A 17159-nucleotide genomic window follows, 5' to 3' on the forward strand; every position below is an offset into this window, starting at 1 on the left:
CCATGGCCCTGCTCGACATCCAGCAACTGCAGACCACCTTCGACACCCGCGCCGGCCCGGTGCGCGCCGTGGACGGCGTCTCCCTGCGCGTGGAGCGCGGCGAGACCGTCGCCCTGGTGGGCGAAAGCGGCAGCGGCAAGTCCGTCACCGCCTATTCGGTCCTGCGGCTGCTGCCGCGCGGCCAGGGCCGCATCAGCGGCGGTCGCATCCTGTTCGACGGGCAGGACCTGACGACGCTGCCCGAGGCCGCCATGCGCGCGCTGCGCGGCAACCGCATCTCGATGATCTTCCAGGAGCCGCTGTCGGCCCTGAACCCCGTGCGCTCCGTCGGCTGGCAGATCGTGGAGGCCATCCGCCTGCACCGCCCCGTGCGCGAGCGCGAGGCCTGGGCCCGGGCGGTGGAGCTGCTGGCGCAGGTCGGCATCCCCTCGCCCGAGCGGCGGGTGCACGACTTCGCCCACCAGCTGTCGGGCGGCATGCGCCAGCGCGTGGTCATCGCCATCGCCCTGGCCTGCGAGCCCGACCTGCTGATCGCGGACGAGCCGACCACCGCGCTGGACGTGACCACCCAGGCGCAGATCCTGGCGCTGCTGCGCACGCTGCAGGCCGAGCACGGCATGGGCCTGCTGCTGATCTCCCACGACCTGGGCGTGGTGGCGGAGGTGGCCGACCGGGCCGCCGTGATGTACGCCGGCCGCGTGGTCGAGCAGGCGCCGGTGGATGTGCTGTTCGAGGCGCCGGCCCACCCGTACACCGCGGGCCTGCTGGCCTCGCTCGCCATCGAGCACCTGCCGCCGGGCTCGCGGCTGCCCGAGATCGGTGGCACCGTGCCGTCGCCCGCGAACATGCCGCCAGGTTGTGCCTTCGCGCCCCGCTGCAGCCGGGCCGTGGCACGCTGCCACGCCCAGGCGCCGGTGCTGCAGGACGCGGGCCACAGCGTCCATGTGGCCTGCCACCTGCCGCTGCCGGCTGGGCAGGCCGCACCGTGGGAGCAGGCGGCATGAGTGCCCTCCCAGTCACGCTGACCACCGCCGAAACGCCGCTGCTGCAGCTGAGCCGCGCGGTCAAGCACTACCCCACGGCCGGCGGCGTCGTGCACGCACTCGACGGCGTGGACCTGGCCGTGGGCCATGGCGAGACGCTGGGCCTGGTGGGCGAAAGCGGCTGCGGCAAGTCCACGGTCGCCCGTGTCGCCCTGCGCCTGGTGCCCCTGGACAGCGGCCAGCTGCACTTCGACGGCCAGGACCTGAGCCATGCCGGCGGCGCCGCCCTGCGCGACCTGCGCGCGCGGCTGCAGATGGTCTTCCAGGACCCGTACGCCTCGCTCAACCCGCGCGCCACCATCGGCCGCGTGCTGCGCGAGCCGCTGATCGTGCAGGGCCGTGCCGGCAGCGCGGCCGAGCAGCGCGAGCAGGTGGCCTGGGCGCTGGCGCGCGTGGGCCTGTCGCCCGACATGGCCGAGCGCCATCCGCACGAGTTCTCCGGCGGCCAGCGCCAGCGCATCGGCATCGCGCGGGCGCTGATGCTGCGGCCGGCCATGATCGTCTGCGACGAGGCCGTCTCCGCGCTCGACGTGTCGGTGCGGGCCCAGGTGCTGAACCTGCTGCTGGGTCTGCGCGAGGAATTCGGCGTGGCCTACCTGTTCATCTCGCACGACCTGGGCGTGGTGCGCCACATGGCCGACCGCATCGCCGTGATGTACCTGGGCCAGGTGGTGGAACAGGGGCCGCGCGACCGCGTGTGGGGCGCGCCCCTGCATCCCTACACGCGCGCCCTGATGGCCGCGATGCCCGTGGCGCGCCCGCAGGCCGTGCGCGCGCCGCGCGCCCTGCTCCAGGGCGATCCGCCGAACCCCATCGATCCGCCCGCGGGCTGCCGCTTCCATCCGCGCTGCCCGCTGGCCGCCGCGCAATGCCGCGCCGAGGCACCTCTGCTGCGCGATGCCGGCGACGGCCACCAGGTGGCCTGTCACCTGGCCTGAGGCACAGCCCTCGCGCCGTGCCGCCCTTGTTCTTAGACCCGCCCGACCATGACCTACCTCGCCAAGTCCGACCGCTACGAACGCATCCCCTACCGCCGGGTGGGCCGCAGCGGCCTCGTCCTGCCCGCCCTGTCCCTGGGCCTGTGGCACAACTTCGGCGACAGCACGCCGCTCACGCTGCAGCGAGCGCTGCTGCAAACCGCCTTCGACCTGGGCATCACCCACTTCGACCTGGCCAACAACTACGGCCCGCCCTACGGCAGCGCCGAGATCAACTTCGGGCGGCTGCTGCGTGAGGACTTCAAGGCCCACCGCGACGAGCTCGTCATCTCCACCAAGGCCGGGTGGGACATGTGGCCGGGGCCCTATGGCCGTGGGGGCGGCTCGCGCAAGCATGTGCTCGCCAGCCTCGACCAGAGCCTGCAGCGCCTGGGGCTGGACCATGTGGACATCTTCTATTCGCACCGCTTCGATGCCGATACGCCGCTGGAAGAAACGGCGGGTGCGCTCGCCCAGGCCGTGCGCCAGGGCAAGGCGCTCTACGTGGGCATCTCGTCGTACTCCGCCCGCAAGACGCGCGAGATCGCGGACCTGCTGGCGGCGTGGAAGGTGCCGCTGCTGATCCACCAGCCGGCCTACAACCTGTTCAATCGCTGGATCGAACCCGAGCTGCTGGCGACCACCGAATCGCTGGGCGCGGGCGTCATCGCCTTCACGCCGCTGGCCCAGGGCCTGCTGACGGACAAGTACCTGGACGGCGCGGCAGCCGATGCGCGCATCCACCGGCCCGGCGGCGGCTCGCTCAAGCCGGAGCACCTTTCCGAGGCCAACCTCGCGCGGGCGCGGGCGCTGCGCGAGATCGCCCGCCAGCGCGGGCAGAGCCTGGCGCAGCTCGCGCTGGCCTGGACGCTGCGGGATCCGCGGGTGAGCTCGGCCCTCGTCGGCGCCAGCCGGCCCGAGCAGCTGGTCGAGAACGTGCAGGCGCTGCAGCGGCTCGACTTCCAGCCCGAGGAGCTGGCCGAGATCGACCGTCACGCGGTGGACGGCGGCATCGACCTGTGGCGCAGGCCGGCGACGGACTGGCAGTGAGCGCGGGCCGGCGCGCCGCCGCGAGGCCGTCGCGACCGCAGGCCCTGGACATGCGGACACCGGATATCGACATGCACCATGCTTCGTTGTGGTGCAGCGGCTGGCCCGGCACAGTGGCGACCCCGTGTTCGCACACTCTGCTTTTCACTGCTTCATGCCTCTCTTCCTCCGCCGCCGTGCCGCCATCGCCGCGCTCTCGCTCCTCTCCCTCGGCGCCCTCGTGCCTGCCGCACATGCCCAGGACAAGGCGGCCATCAAGGTCGGCATCTCGATCGGCAACGCCGAGAAGATCTTCGAAGTGGTCAAGAAGGTCGCGGCCCGTGACGGCCTCGACGTGCAGGTGGTGGTGTTCAGCGACTACCAGCTGCCCAATGCGGCACTGGCCGCCGGCGACCTCGACGCCAACGCCTTCCAGCACCAGCCCTTCCTGGACAACCAGATCAAGTCGCGCGGCTACGACATCGTGCCCGTGGGCCTGACGATCACCGCGCCGCTGGGCTTCTACTCGCGCAAGATCAAGTCGGTGCAGGAGCTGCCCGAGGGCGCCTCGGTGGGCATCCAGAACGACCCGTCCAACGGCAACCGCGCGCTGCTGCTGCTGCAGTCCGCCGGCCTGCTCACACTCAAGCCCGAGGCCGTCAAGAACAACACCGCCACGCCGCTGGACGTGACGGCCAACCCCAGGAAGCTCAAGCTGGTGCCGCTGGACGCCGCGCAGCTGCCGCGCTCCCTGGACGACCTGACCCTCGCCTCGATCAACAACGACTACGCCGAGAAGGCGGGCCTGTCCTTCGTGCGCGATGCGGTCATCAAGGAGTCGCCGCAAAGCCCCTATGCCAACCTGATCGCGGTGCGCCGCGCAGACAAGGACAAGCCCTGGGCGAAGAAGCTGGTCGCGGCCTACCAGTCGGCCGAGGTGCGGCAGTTCATCGAGACCACCTTCAAGGGCGCGCTGATCCCGGCGTTCTGACGGCGGCAGGACAGCACCTGCCGCGCTGGACGCGGGCCTCGCCCCGGCGAAGGGTGCGCGCACCGCACATAGAACCGGAATTCGTCGCATGAGCTCCACGCTGTTCATCGTGGCCATGGGCGCCGCTGCAGGCGGCTTCGTGCAGGGCTTGTCCGGCTTCGCCTTCGGCCTGGTGGCCATGAGCGTCTGGGCCTGGACGCTGCCACCTCCGCTGGCTGCGGTGCTGGCGGTCTTCGGCTCCCTCGCCGGCCAGTTGATCGCGGCCACCGCGGCCGGCCGAAGGCCGGTTGACCTGCCGAGGCTGTGGCCTCTGCTGGCCGGAGGCCTGGCGGGCGTCCCGCTGGGCATGTGGTTGCTGCCCCGCATCGATGCGCCCCTCTTCAAGGCCGGACTCGGTCTGCTGCTCGTGGTCTGGTGCCCCGCGATGCTCATGGCCCGCCGCCTGCCGCGCGTGCGTGGCGGCCGCGCCGCAGATGGCCTGGTGGGACTGGCCGGCGGCGCCCTCGGCGCGCTGGGTGGCCTCACGGGCACGCTGCCGACGCTCTGGTGCCAGTTGCGTGGCATGGACCGCCAGGCGCAGCGTGCGCTGATCCAGAACTTCAACCTCATCATGCTGGCGGTCGCGGCCGCAGGATACGCAGCGCGGGGCGCCGTGACGGCTCCGATGCTGCCGCTGCTGGGTGTCGCCGCGGTGTCCATGCTCCTGCCGTCGCTGATCGGCGCGCGTCTCTATCACCGGCTGGACGAGGCACAGTTCCGCCGACTCGTGTTGGGCCTGCTGACGCTCTCGGGGCTCGCGTTGCTCGCGGGCGGCCTGCCTTCCCTGCTGGCGCGCTGGCACTGAGCGGGCTGCGTCCGGCGCCGGCTCGCTCTGGCAAAGGCCCCCGTGCATGGCCCGTCAGGCGCTCACAGCGCCCGCGTGGCCCGCTCCGGCACGTAGCGGTCCGCCTGCACGTCGGGCGTCACGCCGTGGGTGAACACCTCGTCGGTGATCGGCAGGAAGCCCTCGTTCCAGTCCAGCCACTGCTGCCGCAGCCGTGCGAACACCTCGGGCTGGCGCTCGCGCAGGTTGGCGCGCTCGCGTGGATCGGCCACCACATCGAACAGGAACTCGTTGTCGTTGATCTTGAGGTACTTCCAGTCGCCGTCGCGCACGGCGCGCTGGGCCTGCGCCTTGTAGCGCCAGTACAGCGTGCGCGGGTGCACGGGCGCCTGCCCTTCGAGCACGGGCAGCAGGTTCTCGCCGTCGCTCGGATAGTCGGCATGGGGCGCACCGCCGGCGGCGGCCAGCAGGGTCGGCAGCCAGTCGGCGGTGATGGCCACCTGCTCCTGCACCTGCGGCGCGATGCGGGCCGGCCAGCGCAACAAGGTGGGCACGCGCAGGCCGCCTTCGAGCAGCTCGGTCTTCTGGCCCACCAGCGGCCAGGTCTTGGAGAAGCGCTCGCCGCCGTTGTCGCTGGTGAAGACGACGATCGTGTCGCGCGCCTGGCCCGTCTGCTCCAGCGCCGCCAGCACCTGGCCGATGGCGGCGTCCAGCGCCTCGACGATCTCGCCGTACTTGCGCAGGCTGCCGCCGTCGTAGTGGAAGAGGTCGCGCAGCTCGCGCGACACCGCTTCGTCGCCCGGTCCTTCCCAGGGCCAGTGCGGGGCGGTGAAGTGCAGCGAGAGGAAGAAGGGCCGCGCCTGGCCGGCCCGGCCGCGCACATAGGCCTCGGCCTCGTCGGCCAGCACCTGGGTGTAGTAGCCCACGCGCTCGACCGGCACCTCGCCCTCCCACAGGTCGGTGGGCACGGCGTCGCCCACGCCCGGCTTGTGGGTGAAGTAGTCCACCGCGCCGCCCAGGTTGCCGAAGAAGCGGTCGTAGCCGCTGCGCAGCGGCCCGAAGGCCGGCGGATGGCCCAGGTGCCACTTGCCGATGAGCGCCGTGTCGTAGCCCTGGCCCTTGAGCAGCGAGGGCAGCGTGGGGTGCTCGGGCGGCAGCCCATGCACATGGCCGCTGCGGGCGATGGGCTCTTCGAGGCCGCCGCGCAGCCGGTACTGGTAGCGCCCCGTGATCAGCGCGAAGCGCGTCGCCGAGCACACGGCCGAGTTGGCATAGGCCTGGGTGAAGCGCACGCCCTCGCCAGCCAGGGCGTCCAGGTGCGGCGTGGCGAAGTCGGTGGCGCCATAGACGCCGAGGTCCGCCCAGCCCAGGTCGTCGGCCAGGATGAACAGGATGTTGGGCGCGGCGCGGCTCATCGGGACGCGGTCGTGGCAGCGCGCGCGCTGGCGGCGCTGGTGGGCGTCCAGAAGCCTTCGAGCTTCAGTTCCTTGAGTGCCTGGTTGACGAAACGCGCATCGGCCCAGGTCTTGGGGTCGAAGCTCTGGCGCACGATGCCGGCGGCCTTGGCGCCCTCGATCACGTCGTCGAAGTGCGCCACGTAGCCTTCGTCCAGCAGCGGCGAATAGCGGGACTTGATGTCGGTGCCCTCGAACTCGCTCGAGAAGAGCTGCACCGGCAGCCCGCTGATGTCGGCGAAGCGCTGGAACAGCGCGTCCCGGGCGATGGCGCCGCTGCTGGCCGCATGCGCCTGCTGCACCAGCACCTTGACGATGCGGGTCAGCGCCTCGGGATGCTGGGTGGCGAAGGCGTCCGTGGCGATCACGGTCGAGTGGATGGCGTACAGGTCGCCCCGGCCCTTGGTGCTGACCGGGATGTCGGCCGTGCCGGCCAGTTTGAGCAGTTGCAGGTCCGAGCCGCCGAAGGTGGCGTCGATGTCCTTGCTCACCAGGGCCGCCTTGGAGGTGGGCCAGTCGAGGTTGGTGAAGCGCACATCCTTCTCGGTCAGGCCCTCGGCCTTGAGCAGCCGGTCGAAGGGCAGCTGGTAGGCGGTGCCGCGCAGCACGGCCACGCGCTTGCCCTTCAGGTCCTTGAAGCCCTGGATGTTGCTGCCCAGCGCCGTCGCCAGGTAGCTGTTGGCGCCGCGGCCGGAGGCGGCCACCAGCCGGGTCTTGAGGCCGCTGGCGCGGCCGATGACGGCCGCCAGGTCGCCCAGGAACACCACGTCGAGCTGGCCGGTGGCGATGCCCTCGTTGATGGCGGGACCGGCGCCCTTGAAGAACTTCCACTCCACCTGCACGCCGTCCTTGGCGAATTCGGCCTCGATGGCCTTGGCCGCATAGGCGAGCGACACCGGGCCGGCGCCCGCGAAGGACTTGCCCTGGCTGCCCTGTTCGGGCGCAGCCAGGCGGATGACCTTGGGCAGGCCAGCGCCCTGGGCATGGGCGAGGGGCAGCGCCGTGGCGGCGATGGCGAAGGCGCCGGCGGCCAGGAGCGTTCGGCGGCGGGGGTAGGCAGCAGTCATGCGGGCAGGAGGAATGAAGGAGTCGGAATACGGAAGGGGGCGCTCAGGCGGTGGCCGTGCTCTCGTCCACCACCGCGGCGCGGGTGGTCTGGGTGGTGGGCGTGGTGCCGAAGGCATTGAAGGTCACGCGCTGCGTCACCCGGCGGTGCGGCCAGTAATCGGTCAGGGCGTAGTGCTGGGTGCTGCGGTTGTCCCACACGGCGATGCCGTGGGGCTCCCACTTGTGCTGGTAGACGAATTCGGGCTGCACGATCCATTCGCGCAGGAATTCGAGCAGCCCGCGCCCTTCGCGGAAGTGCACGCCATCGATGTGCCGGGTGAAGTTCTCGTTGACGAACAGCACCTTGCGCCCCGATTCGGGATGCACCTGCACCACCGGCCGCGACACCGGCGGGTACTTGCGCAGCGCATCGGTCAGGCCCTGCAGGCCGGCGTACTTCTCCAGCGCCTGGCGCCAGCCGCTGATCTCCCAGGTGTGGGTGGCCGTCAGGCCTTCGAGATAGGTCTGCAGGCCGGGCGACAGGGCCGCGAAGGCCTTGCTCAGGCTGGCCCAGGCGGTATTGCCACCCTGGGCCGGCAGCTCGGTGATCTGGATCACCGTGCCGTTGGGCGGCTGCGGCAGCCAGGTGAGGTCGCTGTGCCAGATGTTGATCTCGGGCGGACGCTTCTCGTCGAACTCGATCACCTCGACGAAGGGATGACCGTCCTTGCGCGGGAAGAAGGCGCCGGGCGCCAGCTCGCCGAAGACGGCGGCCAGTGCCACGTGCTGCTCGGGCGTGAGCGGCTGGGCCGGGAAGAACAGCACCTCGAAGTCCAGCAGTGCCTGCTGCAGTTCGGCCCGCACCTCGGGGCCGATGGGCTGCGTCAGGTCCACGCCCTCGATGCGAGCCGCGAAGTTGGGCTGTTGCGGCTGCGGCCGGATGTGGCGGTAGCGGCCGGCGATGTCGATGGGCTCGATGCGGACGGGAAATTTCTGGACGGACATGGACCTCTCCTGTTGACGAAACGAATCAGGCCGCGAGAGCGACTTCGCCTTCGACCTCGGCGGGACCGGTGAACTCGGCCAGCACGGCATCCTTGATCTGCACGAAGGCCTGGTCGGCGCGGCGCCGCGGATGGGCCAGCGGCACCGGCACCACGCGCTGGATGCGCCCGGGCCGCGGCGCCATCACCACCACGCGGTCGCCGAGGAAGACGGCCTCTTCCACGTCGTGCGTGACCAGCACGGTGGTGATGCCCTCGGCCTGCCAGATGCGCTGCAGCTCCTGCTGCAGGTGGGCGCGGGTCATGGCGTCGAGCGCGCCGAAGGGCTCGTCCAGCAGCAGCACCTCGGGCCGGCTGACCAGCGCGCGCGCAATGGCCACGCGCTGCGACATGCCGCCCGACAGCTGGTGCGGCCAGGCGCGCTCGAAGCCGCGCAGGCCCACCAGCGCGATGTGGTCGGCCACCTGCCGGGCCTTCTGGGCCTCGGTGAGCGGCGCGTTGATCAGGCCCAGCGCCACGTTGTCCTGCACCGTGAGCCAGGGAAAGAGCCGGTGCTCCTGGAACACGATGCCGCGCTCCAGGCCCGTGCCGGCGATGGGGCGGCCGTCGAGCAGAAGCTCGCCGTCGAAGCCGGCCTCCAGCCCCACGATGAGCCGCAGCAGCGTGGACTTGCCGCAGCCGCTGGTGCCGACGATGCTGACGAATTCGCCGGGCGCGATGTCCAGCGAGATGTCCTGCAGCACGGGCAGCGGCTGGCCCTCGACCTCGTACTGCTTGGAGAGATGGCGGATGGCCAGCGTGCCGGCCTCGGAATGGCTCATGGGGAACCCGGATCGAAGAAGAGGAATGGGAGCGAGGCCGTCACGCCGTCACTGGAAGCGCGCCACCGACTGCCCGCGCCAGGCCAGCAGGCGCCGCTCGATGCGGGTGGCGATCCAGTTCAGCGCGAAGCCGACCAGCCCGACCACCACCACGCCGAAAAGCACCAGGTCCATCTTGAAATGCTCGCGGCCATCGATCATGGTGTTACCGATGCCCTGGCCCGAGACCAGCAGGTACTCGGCGCCCAGCGTGGCCAGCCACGCATAGATGAGCGCCAGGTGGATGCCCGCGAAGATCGAGGGCGTCGCGCCCGGCAGCACCACGCGCCACAGCAGTTGCCAGCGGGTGAAGCGCAGCACCCGCGCCACCTCCACCAGCTCACGCGGCACGCTGCGGATGCCCTCGTAGGTGTTGAGCACCACCGGAAAGAAGGCCGCCAGCGACAGGAAGGCCACCTTGGCCGCATCGCCCAGGCCGAACCACACGGAGATCAGCGGGATCCAGGCGAACAGCGAGATCTGCTTGAGCGTGTGGAAGCTGGGGCCCAGCGCCCGCTCGGCCGGCCGCGACAGACCCAGCAGCAGTCCGAAAACGAGCCCGCCGCTGGCGCCGATGGCGAAGCCGGCCAGGTCGCGCCACAGGCTGGCGCCCAGCGCCACGCGCAGTTCGCCGCTGGCGGTGTAGGCGACGGCGCGCTGCCACACGGCCTGGGGCGACACGAGCAGCGGCGAGTCGATCCATTTGAACTGCACGGCGGCCCACCAGAGCAGCAGCAGGGCCAGGGGCAGCACCCAGCCGCGCAACGCGGCCGGCACGGGGTGGCGGTCGGCACGCGCGGTGGCGGCCTGGGTGTTCGACGGGGATGTCATGGCTCAGAACCCCGGGCGACGCCAGCGCGTGAGGCGGGATTCGACGGCCGCCAGCAACCGGTCGAGCGCGAAGCCCACCGCGCCGACCACCACCACGGCCGCCAGCACCACGTCGAGCTGGAACAGCTGGCGCCCATAGACGATCAGGAAGCCGATGCCCTCGCTGGAGGCCAGCAGTTCCACCACCACCAGCGCCAGCCAGGCATGGGTGAAGCCGTAGCGGATGCCGTTCCAGATGGGCGCGAAGGCCGCGGGAAACACCACCTTGGCGAGCAGCTGCCAGCGCGTGAAGCGCAGCACCCGCGCCACCTCGATGTAGCGGGTGGGCACGCCCTCGATGCCCTTGAAGGTGTTGAGCGCCACCGGCACCAGCGCCGCCTTGGCGATGAGCAGCACCTTGAGCGTCTCGTCGATGCCCACGAGCAGCATCAAAAGCGGCAGCCAGCCCAGCACGGGGATCTGGCTGAAGGCCTTGAAGAAGGGATAGACGTAGTCCTTGAAGCGTGGCCACAGACCCATCGCCACGCCCAGCGGCAGGCCGATGGCGGTGCCGGCGGCAAAGCCGGCCAGCACGCGCGCCAGGCTCACGCCCAGATGCGGCCACAGCTCGCCGGTGCGCACCAGGTCGACCAGCGTGGCCCAGACCGCGGCAGGAGCCGGCAGCACCTGCGGTGCCACCCAGGCCCGATCGGCCGCCACCCACCAGAGCAGCAGGACTGCCAGCGGAAAGGGCCAGCCGGCAAGGCGCAGCGCTGAAGCCTTCAGCCGCTGGCGCCATGCCGAAGGTGCCGGCACGGCACGCGCCGGCAGGGGAAGATGAAGGGCGGGTGTGCTCATCGCAGGCGGGGACGCAGGCAGAGCGCCGCTCACGCCAGGCCCGAGGCCGCGGCCTCCAGCACCTTGATCGGCTTCGGGATGAGCTTGAGCGCGTAGAAGGTGTCGGCGATCTGCTGCTGCTCGGCCAGGATGGCGCGGGTGATGGGACCGGTGCCGAACTGCACGCGAGCGAAGGTGGTGTCCACCACCGGCTTGGGCAGGCCCCAGATGGCCGCCAGCTCGGCCGAGAAGGCATCGCGGTTGGCCGCGCCCCAGCTGTCGATGCGGGAGATCTCCTCGATCAGCACCTTGGTGATGTCGCGGTTCTTCTCGGCATAGGGCAACGACGAGAAGTAGTAGGCCCGGTTGCCCACCACGCCCGTGGCATCGGCCAGGATGCGGCCGCCCAGCGTCTTCTCGGCGGCGGCGAGGAAGGGGTCCCAGATCACCCAGGCGTCGATGGAGCCCTTCTCGAAGGCCGCCCGCGCATCGGCCGGCGGGAGGAAGACCGACTGCACGTCGCCATAGGCCAGGCCGTTCTTCTCGAGCAGCTTGACCAGGAAGTAGTGGACGTTGCTGCCCTTGTTGTAGGCCACGCGCTTGCCCTTGAGGTCGGCCACGCTGCGGATGGGCGAATCCTTGGGCACCAGCACGGCCTCCGACGCGGGCCGTGGCACCGTGGCCGCCACATAGGCCAGCGGCGCACCGGCGGCCTGGGCAAAGATCGGCGGCGCCTCGCCGACATCGCCGAAGTCGATGGAACCGACGTTGAGCGCTTCCAGCTGCACGGGGCCGGCCGTGAACTCGGTCCAGCTCACCTTGACGCCCAGCGGCGCCAGCCGCTGCTCCAGCGTGCCGCGGGCCTTGAGCAGGCTCAGGATGCCCTTCTGGTTGCCGATGCGCAGCTCGCGCGAAGCGGACTGGGCGAAGGCGGGCGCACCCGCGAAGGCCACGCCGCCCGCAGCGGCAGTGCCCACCTGCAGCAGGCGACGACGGGAAAGGGGAAGCGGGAAAGTCATGTCGGAACAGGCGCTCGCAGCAAGGAAGGGATGCGGATTCTTGGGCCGCCTGCCTTGCATGGGAAACGCGCAGTTCGCAGGTCCTTATTCGCAAAGCGAGCAAGGCGGTGTGACGCCGAAGAGCCGGCTCCGCCCCTCGACGGCCTTGCTTGCTGGCCGCATAAGCAACGTCGTTTTCCGCCTTAGATGATTCCCTTGTTTACAAGCGAGAACTCTGTCGTTCCCGCTTCGAAGGCGCGTCCCTAGAGTCCTGTCCATCGCCACCACGCCGGTGGCGCCGACACCGACAGCCCCGCCATGACCGCTCACGCCCTTCTCGACGACGCCCACTCACTTCTCCAGGAATTCGACATCCGGCCCCTGCCCGGCAGCTTTGCCGCCGAGGTGGTGGGACTCGACCTCGGCCGGCCGCTGCTGGACGAGGACTTCGCCCGCCTGCGGCGCGCCCATCTGGCGCATCCGGTGCTCGTCTTCCGCGACCAGCGCATCACGCCGGCCCAGCACGTGGCGTTCAGCCGCCGCTTCGGGCCGCTGCAGATCCATGTGCAGAAGAAGTTCCAGCTCGCCGGCCATCCCGAGGTGCTGATCGTCTCCAACATCAAGGAGAACGGCGCGCCCATCGGGCTGGGCGATGCCGGCCACTTCTGGCACTCGGACCTGTCGTACAAGGAAAAGCCCAGCCTCGGCTCGCTGCTGCATGCGCAGGTGCTTCCGGCCGAAGGTGGCGACACGCTCTTCGCCGACCAGCATGCCGCCTGGGACACGCTGCCCGAGGCGCTGAAGGCCCGCGTGGCCACGCTGCAGGCCGAGCACAGCTACCTGGCCAAGTACGAGGAGCTGCGGGCCCGCAGCCCCTGGCGTCCGGCCCTCACGGCCGCACAACTCGAGGAAGTGAAGCCCGTGGTCCACCCGGTGGTCCGCACGCATCCCGAGACCGGCCGCAAGGCGCTGTTCGTCAGCGAGCACTTCACGACCCGCATCGTGGGCCTGCCCGAGGACGAGAGCCAGGCGCTGCTGGCCGAGCTGTTCGCGCACAGCACGCAGCCCGCCCTGCAGTACCGCCACCAGTGGCAACCGCATGACCTGGTGTTCTGGGACAACCGCTCGGTCACGCACCTGGCCGCGGGCACGCCCGACCACCTGCCACGCAAGCTCTACCGCACCACCATCGAGGGCGACCAGCCCTTCTGATCACCCCAGGCGGCCGAACAGCCGCCTCACTCGGCCGACAGGGACGGGAAGACGACCCCAGGTCGGCTTCCGAAAAAGACCCGCGCCCAACACATCCTGGAGAGGAAGCCCATGAAACCCATCGCCCGCCGCCTGGCCGCGCTGCTCACCGCCGCCGGCCTGGCCACCGCCTCGCTGGCCGCCCATGCCGAAGGCCAGATCCGCATCGCCCAGCAGTTCGGCATCGTCTACCTGCTGCTGAACGTGGCGCAGGAACAGAAGCTGATCGAGAAGCACGCCAAGGCCGCAGGCATCGACGCCAAGGTCGAGTTCCTGCAGCTGTCGGGCGGCTCGGCCGTCAACGACGCGTTGCTGTCGGGCAGCATCGACATCGCGGGCGCCGGCGTCGGCCCGCTGTTCACGCTGTGGGACCGCACCAAGGGGCGCCAGAACGTCAAGGGCGTGGCCTCGCTGGGCAACTTTCCCTACTACCTGGTCACCAACAACCCGAACGTGAAGTCCATTGCCGACTTCACCGACAAGGACCGCATCGCGCTGCCGGCCGTCGGCGTGTCGGTGCAGTCGCGCGTGCTGCAGCTGGCCTCGGCCAAGCTGTGGGGCGACAAGGACTTCGCGCGGCTGGACAAGATCAGCGTCGCGCTGCCGCACCCGGATGCCGCCGCGGCCATCATCAAGGGTGGCACCGAGATCACGGGCCACTTCGGCAACCCGCCCTTCCAGGAGCAGGAACTGGCCGGCAACCCCAACGCCCGGATCGTGCTCAATTCCTACGACGTGCTGGGCGGCCCCTCGTCGGCCACGGTGCTGTACGCCACCGAGAAATTTAGGGCCGAGAACCCCAAGACCTACAAGGCCTTCGTCGCCGCGCTGGACGAGGCGGCCCAGTTCATCCGCAGCCAGCCCGAGCAGGCGGCCGACATCTACCTCAAGGTCAGTGGCGCCAAGACCGACCGCGCGCTGCTGCTGAAGATCATCAAGAACCCCGAGGTGCAGTTCAAGACCGAGCCGCAGAACACGCTGGCGCTGGGCCAGTTCATGCACCGCGTGGGCGCCATCAAGAACCAGCCGCAGTCGGTGAAGGACTATTTCTTCGACGACGTGCTGAACGCGCAATCGAACTGAGATGGCCGTGCTGAATCGACGCGACATCCTGAAGACGGGCGCCGCCGCTGCGCTCGGCCTGGGCGCCATGGCGGCCCGCGCCGAAGGGCGCATCCGCATCGCCCAGCAGTTCGGCATCGGCTATCTGCTGCTGGACGTGGTGCGTGACCGCAAGCTGATCGAGAAACACGCCAAGGCACTGGGCGTGCCCGTGGTCGAGGTGGAGTGGTCCTCCATCTCCGGCGCCACGGCCATGAACGAGGCCCTGCTGGCCGGCTCGCTCGACATCGTCTCGGCCGGCGTGCCGCCCATGCTCACGATGTGGGACCGCACGAAGGGCCGCCAGAACGTCAAGGCCGTGGCCGCGCTGGGCGCGTTGCCCAACTACCTGCTGAGCAACAACCCGCAGGTGCGCACGCTGAAGGACCTGGGTCCCAAGGACCGTATCGCGGTGCCTGCGGCCGGCGTGGGCTTCCAGTCGCGCGTGCTGCAGATCGAGGCCGAGCGCGTCTTCGGCCGCGAGAACTTCAAGCGCCTGGACGACATCTCCGTGAGCCTGCCGCATCCGGATGCGACGGCCGCGCTCATCAAGGGCGGCTCGGAGGTCAACACCCATTTCTCCAGCGCGCCCTTCTACTACCAGGCCCTGGCCGCCAACCCGGCGGTGCACAAGGTGATCAGCAGCTACGAGATCCTGGGCGGGCCGGCCACCTTCAACGTGCTCTACACCACGCAGAAGTACCGCGACGAGAACCGCCTGGTCTACAAGGCCTTCTACAACGCGCTGGTGGAGGCCGAGCAGATCGTGAAGGCCGACAAGGCCGCCGCGGCCGACATCTTCATCCGCGTGCAGAACTCCCGGCTCGACCCGGCCCTGGTGCGCCGCATCGTGCAGGACCCGGAGAACGACTTCACCGTCTCGCCGCAGCGCAGCCAGGTCTATGCCGACGCGCTGTTCAAGCTGGGCGTGCTGCGCAACCAGGCGGCCTCGTGGAAGGACTTCTTCTTCGAGGAGGCGTGGAGCCGGCCGGGCAGTTGATGCTGCTGCCCACCCTGCCACCCAACCGCCCCCGGACGACCCGCGCCACCCTTTTCTCTTCATCCTTGCCATGACCGCCGCTGCCACAGCCACTCTGCGTGCCGCGCCCTCCCCGGCGCGTGCCGCTGCACCCCTGCCACGACGCCGGTCCGAGCCCCCCGCGGCCCACGCGGATGCCGCCCGCACCGCCCTGCTCCAGGTGCAGGGTGTGAGCCTGGAGTACCGCACGCCCGAGCACGTGGTGCGCGCGACCCACCAGGTCAGTTTCGACGTGCATCAGGCCGAGCGCTTCGTGCTGCTGGGGCCCTCGGGCTGCGGCAAGAGCACGCTGCTCAAGGCCATCGCCGGCTTCATCCCGCCCGCCGAGGGCGAGATCCACCTGGACGGCCGCCGCGTGCAGGGCCCGGGTCCGGACCGCATCGTCGTGTTCCAGGAGTTCGACCAGCTGCCCCCATGGAAGACGGTCAAGCAGAACGTGATGTTCCCGCTGCTGGCCTCGCGCACGCTGGGCCGGCGCGAAGCCGAGGAGCGCGCCCTGCACTGGCTGGACCGTGTGGGCCTGGCCCGCTTTGCCGACGTGCATCCGCACCAGCTGTCGGGCGGCATGAAGCAGCGGGTGGCCATCGCCCGCGCGCTGGCCATGCAGCCGCGTGTGCTGCTGATGGACGAGCCCTTCGCCGCCCTGGACGCGCTGACGCGCCGCCGCATGCAGGAAGAGCTGCTGGCCCTGTGGGAAGAGCTGCGCTTCACCCTGCTCTTCGTCACCCACTCCATCGAAGAGGCGCTGGTGGTGGGCAGCCGTATCGCGCTGCTGTCGCCGCACCCGGGCCGCATGCGGGCCGAGATCAACAGCCACGGCTTCGACCTCGCCAGCCAGGGCAGCCCCGAGTTCCAGGCCACCGCCCAGCGCATCCATCACCTGCTGTTCGACGCGCCGGCGCGCGGCGCCGACCAAGGCCCCACGCCATGAGTGCCATCCTTCCCCCGCTGCCGCCCGTGCGGCCCGAGTACGAACACGCGCTCGAACCCTTCACCGCCAGCGCCGTCGAGCGGCCCCTGCCGTGGTCCACGCGGCTGTGGCGCCAGACCTGGCTGCGCAAGGGCCTGATCCTGCTGGCGCTGGCGCTGCTGTGGGAGCTGCTGGCACGCTGGCAGGACAACGACCTGCTGCTGCCCACGGCCAGCGCCACCGCCCGCGCGCTCTTCGATGGGCTGGCCAGCGGCGAACTGATCGCCAAGACCGCCATCTCGCTGGGCGTGCTGGTGCAGGGCTATGCACTCGGGGTCGGGCTGGCCTTCCTGCTGACCTCGCTGGCGGTCTCCACCCAGCTGGGCCGCGACCTGCTGGGCACGCTCACCTCGATGTTCAACCCGTTGCCGGCCATCGCCCTGCTGCCGCTGGCGCTGCTGTGGTTCGGCCTGGGCCAGGGCAGCCTGATCTTCGTGCTGGTGCATTCGGTCCTCTGGCCGCTGGCGCTCAACACTTATGCCGGCTTCCAGGCCGTGCCCGAGACGCTGCGCATGGCGGGTCGCAACTACGGACTGGGCGGGCTGCGCTACGTGCTGCAGATCCTGGTGCCGGCCGCGCTGCCGGCCATCCTGTCGGGCCTGAAGATCGGCTGGGCCTTCGCCTGGCGCACGCTGATCGCGGCCGAACTGGTGTTCGGCGCCAGCTCGGGCAAGGGCGGGCTTGGCTGGTACATCTTCCAGAACCGCAACGAGCTCTACACCGACCGCGTGTTCGCCGGCCTGGCGCTGGTGGTGATCATCGGGCTGCTGGTGGAAGGGCTGGGCTTCGCCACCCTGGAGCGCCTGACGGTGCGCAAGTGGGGGCAGCAGCGCTGATGACGGGCGCACGCGCCGAACCGTCGGCAACCGGGCGGGACGACCGCCTTGTCGGTCTGCGTGCCGCGGGCCCGGCCCGCAGCGAAGAC

At 70.4% G+C, this 17159-nt stretch carries 17 protein-coding genes; 10 read left to right on the forward strand and 7 right to left on the reverse strand.

The annotated features are described in order from the left end of the window. The first annotated feature begins 2 nt into the window (after window positions 1-2). From ABIC63_RS20825 to ABIC63_RS20845, 5 genes are all read left to right on the forward strand, one after another. Complete coding sequence (locus ABIC63_RS20825) at window positions 3-1004, forward strand: ABC transporter ATP-binding protein (protein ID WP_354321193.1); 1002 nt, start codon at window positions 3-5, stop codon at window positions 1002-1004. Further along, window positions 1001-1981: an ABC transporter ATP-binding protein gene (locus ABIC63_RS20830; RefSeq protein ID WP_354321194.1), complete on the forward strand. Its 981-nt coding sequence runs from the start codon at window positions 1001-1003 to the stop codon at window positions 1979-1981. Before ABIC63_RS20825 ends, ABIC63_RS20830 begins: the two co-directional genes overlap by 4 nt. A gap of 48 nt (window positions 1982-2029) precedes the next feature. After that, the gene (mgrA, locus tag ABIC63_RS20835; RefSeq protein WP_354321195.1) at window positions 2030-3070 is read left to right on the forward strand and encodes an L-glyceraldehyde 3-phosphate reductase; all 1041 of its coding nucleotides are present in this window, start codon (window positions 2030-2032) and stop codon (window positions 3068-3070) included. 154 nt (window positions 3071-3224) lie between these two features. After that, entirely contained in the window at window positions 3225-4040 is an 816-nt protein-coding gene (locus tag ABIC63_RS20840; protein ID WP_354321196.1) for a MetQ/NlpA family ABC transporter substrate-binding protein, read from the forward strand. Window positions 4041-4128: 88 nt separating this feature from the next. After that, entirely contained in the window at window positions 4129-4884 is a 756-nt protein-coding gene (locus ABIC63_RS20845) for a sulfite exporter TauE/SafE family protein (RefSeq protein WP_354321197.1), read from the forward strand. Between the two features lie 62 nt (window positions 4885-4946). Here the strand turns inward: ABIC63_RS20845 and ABIC63_RS20850 are convergent, their stop codons facing one another. Genes ABIC63_RS20850 through ABIC63_RS20880 form a run of 7 tightly spaced genes read right to left on the reverse strand, consistent with a single transcriptional unit; the run spans window position 4947 to window position 11894 of the window. Beyond that, window positions 4947-6278, reverse strand: a complete 1332-nt coding sequence (locus ABIC63_RS20850) for a sulfatase family protein (RefSeq protein ID WP_354321198.1) — start codon at window positions 6276-6278, stop codon at window positions 4947-4949. Continuing rightward, window positions 6275-7384 carry an ABC transporter substrate-binding protein gene (locus ABIC63_RS20855; protein WP_354321199.1) on the reverse strand — a complete coding sequence of 370 codons (1110 nt, stop codon included), beginning with the start codon at window positions 7382-7384 and terminating at the stop codon, window positions 6275-6277. Before ABIC63_RS20855 ends, ABIC63_RS20850 begins: the two co-directional genes overlap by 4 nt. 43 nt (window positions 7385-7427) lie before the next feature. Next, the gene (locus ABIC63_RS20860) at window positions 7428-8369 is read right to left on the reverse strand and encodes a TauD/TfdA dioxygenase family protein (RefSeq protein ID WP_354321200.1); all 942 of its coding nucleotides are present in this window, start codon (window positions 8367-8369) and stop codon (window positions 7428-7430) included. A gap of 25 nt (window positions 8370-8394) precedes the next feature. Next, entirely contained in the window at window positions 8395-9189 is a 795-nt protein-coding gene (locus tag ABIC63_RS20865) for an ABC transporter ATP-binding protein (protein ID WP_354321201.1), read from the reverse strand. Window positions 9190-9237: 48 nt separating this feature from the next. Next, a complete protein-coding gene (locus ABIC63_RS20870; protein ID WP_354321202.1) occupies window positions 9238-10059 on the reverse strand; it encodes an ABC transporter permease in 822 nt (273 codons plus the stop codon). A gap of 3 nt (window positions 10060-10062) precedes the next feature. After that, entirely contained in the window at window positions 10063-10896 is an 834-nt protein-coding gene (locus tag ABIC63_RS20875; RefSeq protein ID WP_354321203.1) for an ABC transporter permease, read from the reverse strand. A 29-nt stretch (window positions 10897-10925) separates the two neighbouring features. Next, the gene (locus ABIC63_RS20880) at window positions 10926-11894 is read right to left on the reverse strand and encodes a sulfonate ABC transporter substrate-binding protein (RefSeq protein ID WP_354321204.1); all 969 of its coding nucleotides are present in this window, start codon (window positions 11892-11894) and stop codon (window positions 10926-10928) included. A gap of 297 nt (window positions 11895-12191) precedes the next feature. Between ABIC63_RS20880 and ABIC63_RS20885 the strand changes: the two genes are divergently transcribed. From ABIC63_RS20885 to ABIC63_RS20905, 5 genes are all read left to right on the forward strand, one after another. After that, a complete protein-coding gene (locus ABIC63_RS20885) occupies window positions 12192-13085 on the forward strand; it encodes a TauD/TfdA dioxygenase family protein (protein ID WP_354321205.1) in 894 nt (297 codons plus the stop codon). Between the two features lie 111 nt (window positions 13086-13196). Then, window positions 13197-14207, forward strand: a complete 1011-nt coding sequence (locus ABIC63_RS20890) for an ABC transporter substrate-binding protein (protein ID WP_017759169.1) — start codon at window positions 13197-13199, stop codon at window positions 14205-14207. Window positions 14208-14274: 67 nt separating this feature from the next. After that, window positions 14275-15225 (forward strand): ABC transporter substrate-binding protein, encoded by a 951-nt coding sequence (locus ABIC63_RS20895; RefSeq protein ID WP_354321265.1) that lies wholly within the window; start codon window positions 14275-14277, stop codon window positions 15223-15225. 70 nt (window positions 15226-15295) lie between these two features. Further along, on the forward strand, window positions 15296-16195 hold the full coding sequence (locus tag ABIC63_RS20900) for an ABC transporter ATP-binding protein (RefSeq protein WP_081682194.1): 900 nt from the start codon (window positions 15296-15298) through the stop codon (window positions 16193-16195). Further along, window positions 16192-17070, forward strand: coding sequence for an ABC transporter permease (locus ABIC63_RS20905; RefSeq protein ID WP_017759172.1), 879 nt, complete (start codon window positions 16192-16194; stop codon window positions 17068-17070). The genes ABIC63_RS20900 and ABIC63_RS20905 overlap by 4 nt, the downstream gene beginning before the upstream one ends. Window positions 17071-17159 lie beyond the last annotated feature (89 nt).

The organism is Pseudacidovorax sp. 1753 (genome assembly GCF_040544975.1).
Lineage (GTDB): Bacteria > Pseudomonadota > Gammaproteobacteria > Burkholderiales > Burkholderiaceae_C > Xenophilus.

Bases quoted from the DNA above. Each gene is read 5' to 3' on its own strand.
- ABIC63_RS20825 (WP_354321193.1), top strand. From the start codon at position 3: ATGGCCCTGCTCGACATCCAGCAACTGCAGACCACCTTCGACACCCGC.
- ABIC63_RS20830 (WP_354321194.1), top strand. From the start codon at position 1,001: ATGAGTGCCCTCCCAGTCACGCTGACCACCGCCGAAACGCCGCTGCTG.
- mgrA (WP_354321195.1), top strand. From the start codon at position 2,030: ATGACCTACCTCGCCAAGTCCGACCGCTACGAACGCATCCCCTACCGC.
- ABIC63_RS20840 (WP_354321196.1), top strand. From the start codon at position 3,225: ATGCCTCTCTTCCTCCGCCGCCGTGCCGCCATCGCCGCGCTCTCGCTC.
- ABIC63_RS20845 (WP_354321197.1), top strand. From the start codon at position 4,129: ATGAGCTCCACGCTGTTCATCGTGGCCATGGGCGCCGCTGCAGGCGGC.
- ABIC63_RS20850 (WP_354321198.1), bottom strand. From the start codon at position 6,278: ATGAGCCGCGCCGCGCCCAACATCCTGTTCATCCTGGCCGACGACCTG.
- ABIC63_RS20855 (WP_354321199.1), bottom strand. From the start codon at position 7,384: ATGACTGCTGCCTACCCCCGCCGCCGAACGCTCCTGGCCGCCGGCGCC.
- ABIC63_RS20860 (WP_354321200.1), bottom strand. From the start codon at position 8,369: ATGTCCGTCCAGAAATTTCCCGTCCGCATCGAGCCCATCGACATCGCC.
- ABIC63_RS20865 (WP_354321201.1), bottom strand. From the start codon at position 9,189: ATGAGCCATTCCGAGGCCGGCACGCTGGCCATCCGCCATCTCTCCAAG.
- ABIC63_RS20870 (WP_354321202.1), bottom strand. From the start codon at position 10,059: ATGACATCCCCGTCGAACACCCAGGCCGCCACCGCGCGTGCCGACCGC.
- ABIC63_RS20875 (WP_354321203.1), bottom strand. From the start codon at position 10,896: ATGAGCACACCCGCCCTTCATCTTCCCCTGCCGGCGCGTGCCGTGCCG.
- ABIC63_RS20880 (WP_354321204.1), bottom strand. From the start codon at position 11,894: ATGACTTTCCCGCTTCCCCTTTCCCGTCGTCGCCTGCTGCAGGTGGGC.
- ABIC63_RS20885 (WP_354321205.1), top strand. From the start codon at position 12,192: ATGACCGCTCACGCCCTTCTCGACGACGCCCACTCACTTCTCCAGGAA.
- ABIC63_RS20890 (WP_017759169.1), top strand. From the start codon at position 13,197: ATGAAACCCATCGCCCGCCGCCTGGCCGCGCTGCTCACCGCCGCCGGC.
- ABIC63_RS20895 (WP_354321265.1), top strand. From the start codon at position 14,275: ATGGCGGCCCGCGCCGAAGGGCGCATCCGCATCGCCCAGCAGTTCGGC.
- ABIC63_RS20900 (WP_081682194.1), top strand. From the start codon at position 15,296: ATGACCGCCGCTGCCACAGCCACTCTGCGTGCCGCGCCCTCCCCGGCG.
- ABIC63_RS20905 (WP_017759172.1), top strand. From the start codon at position 16,192: ATGAGTGCCATCCTTCCCCCGCTGCCGCCCGTGCGGCCCGAGTACGAA.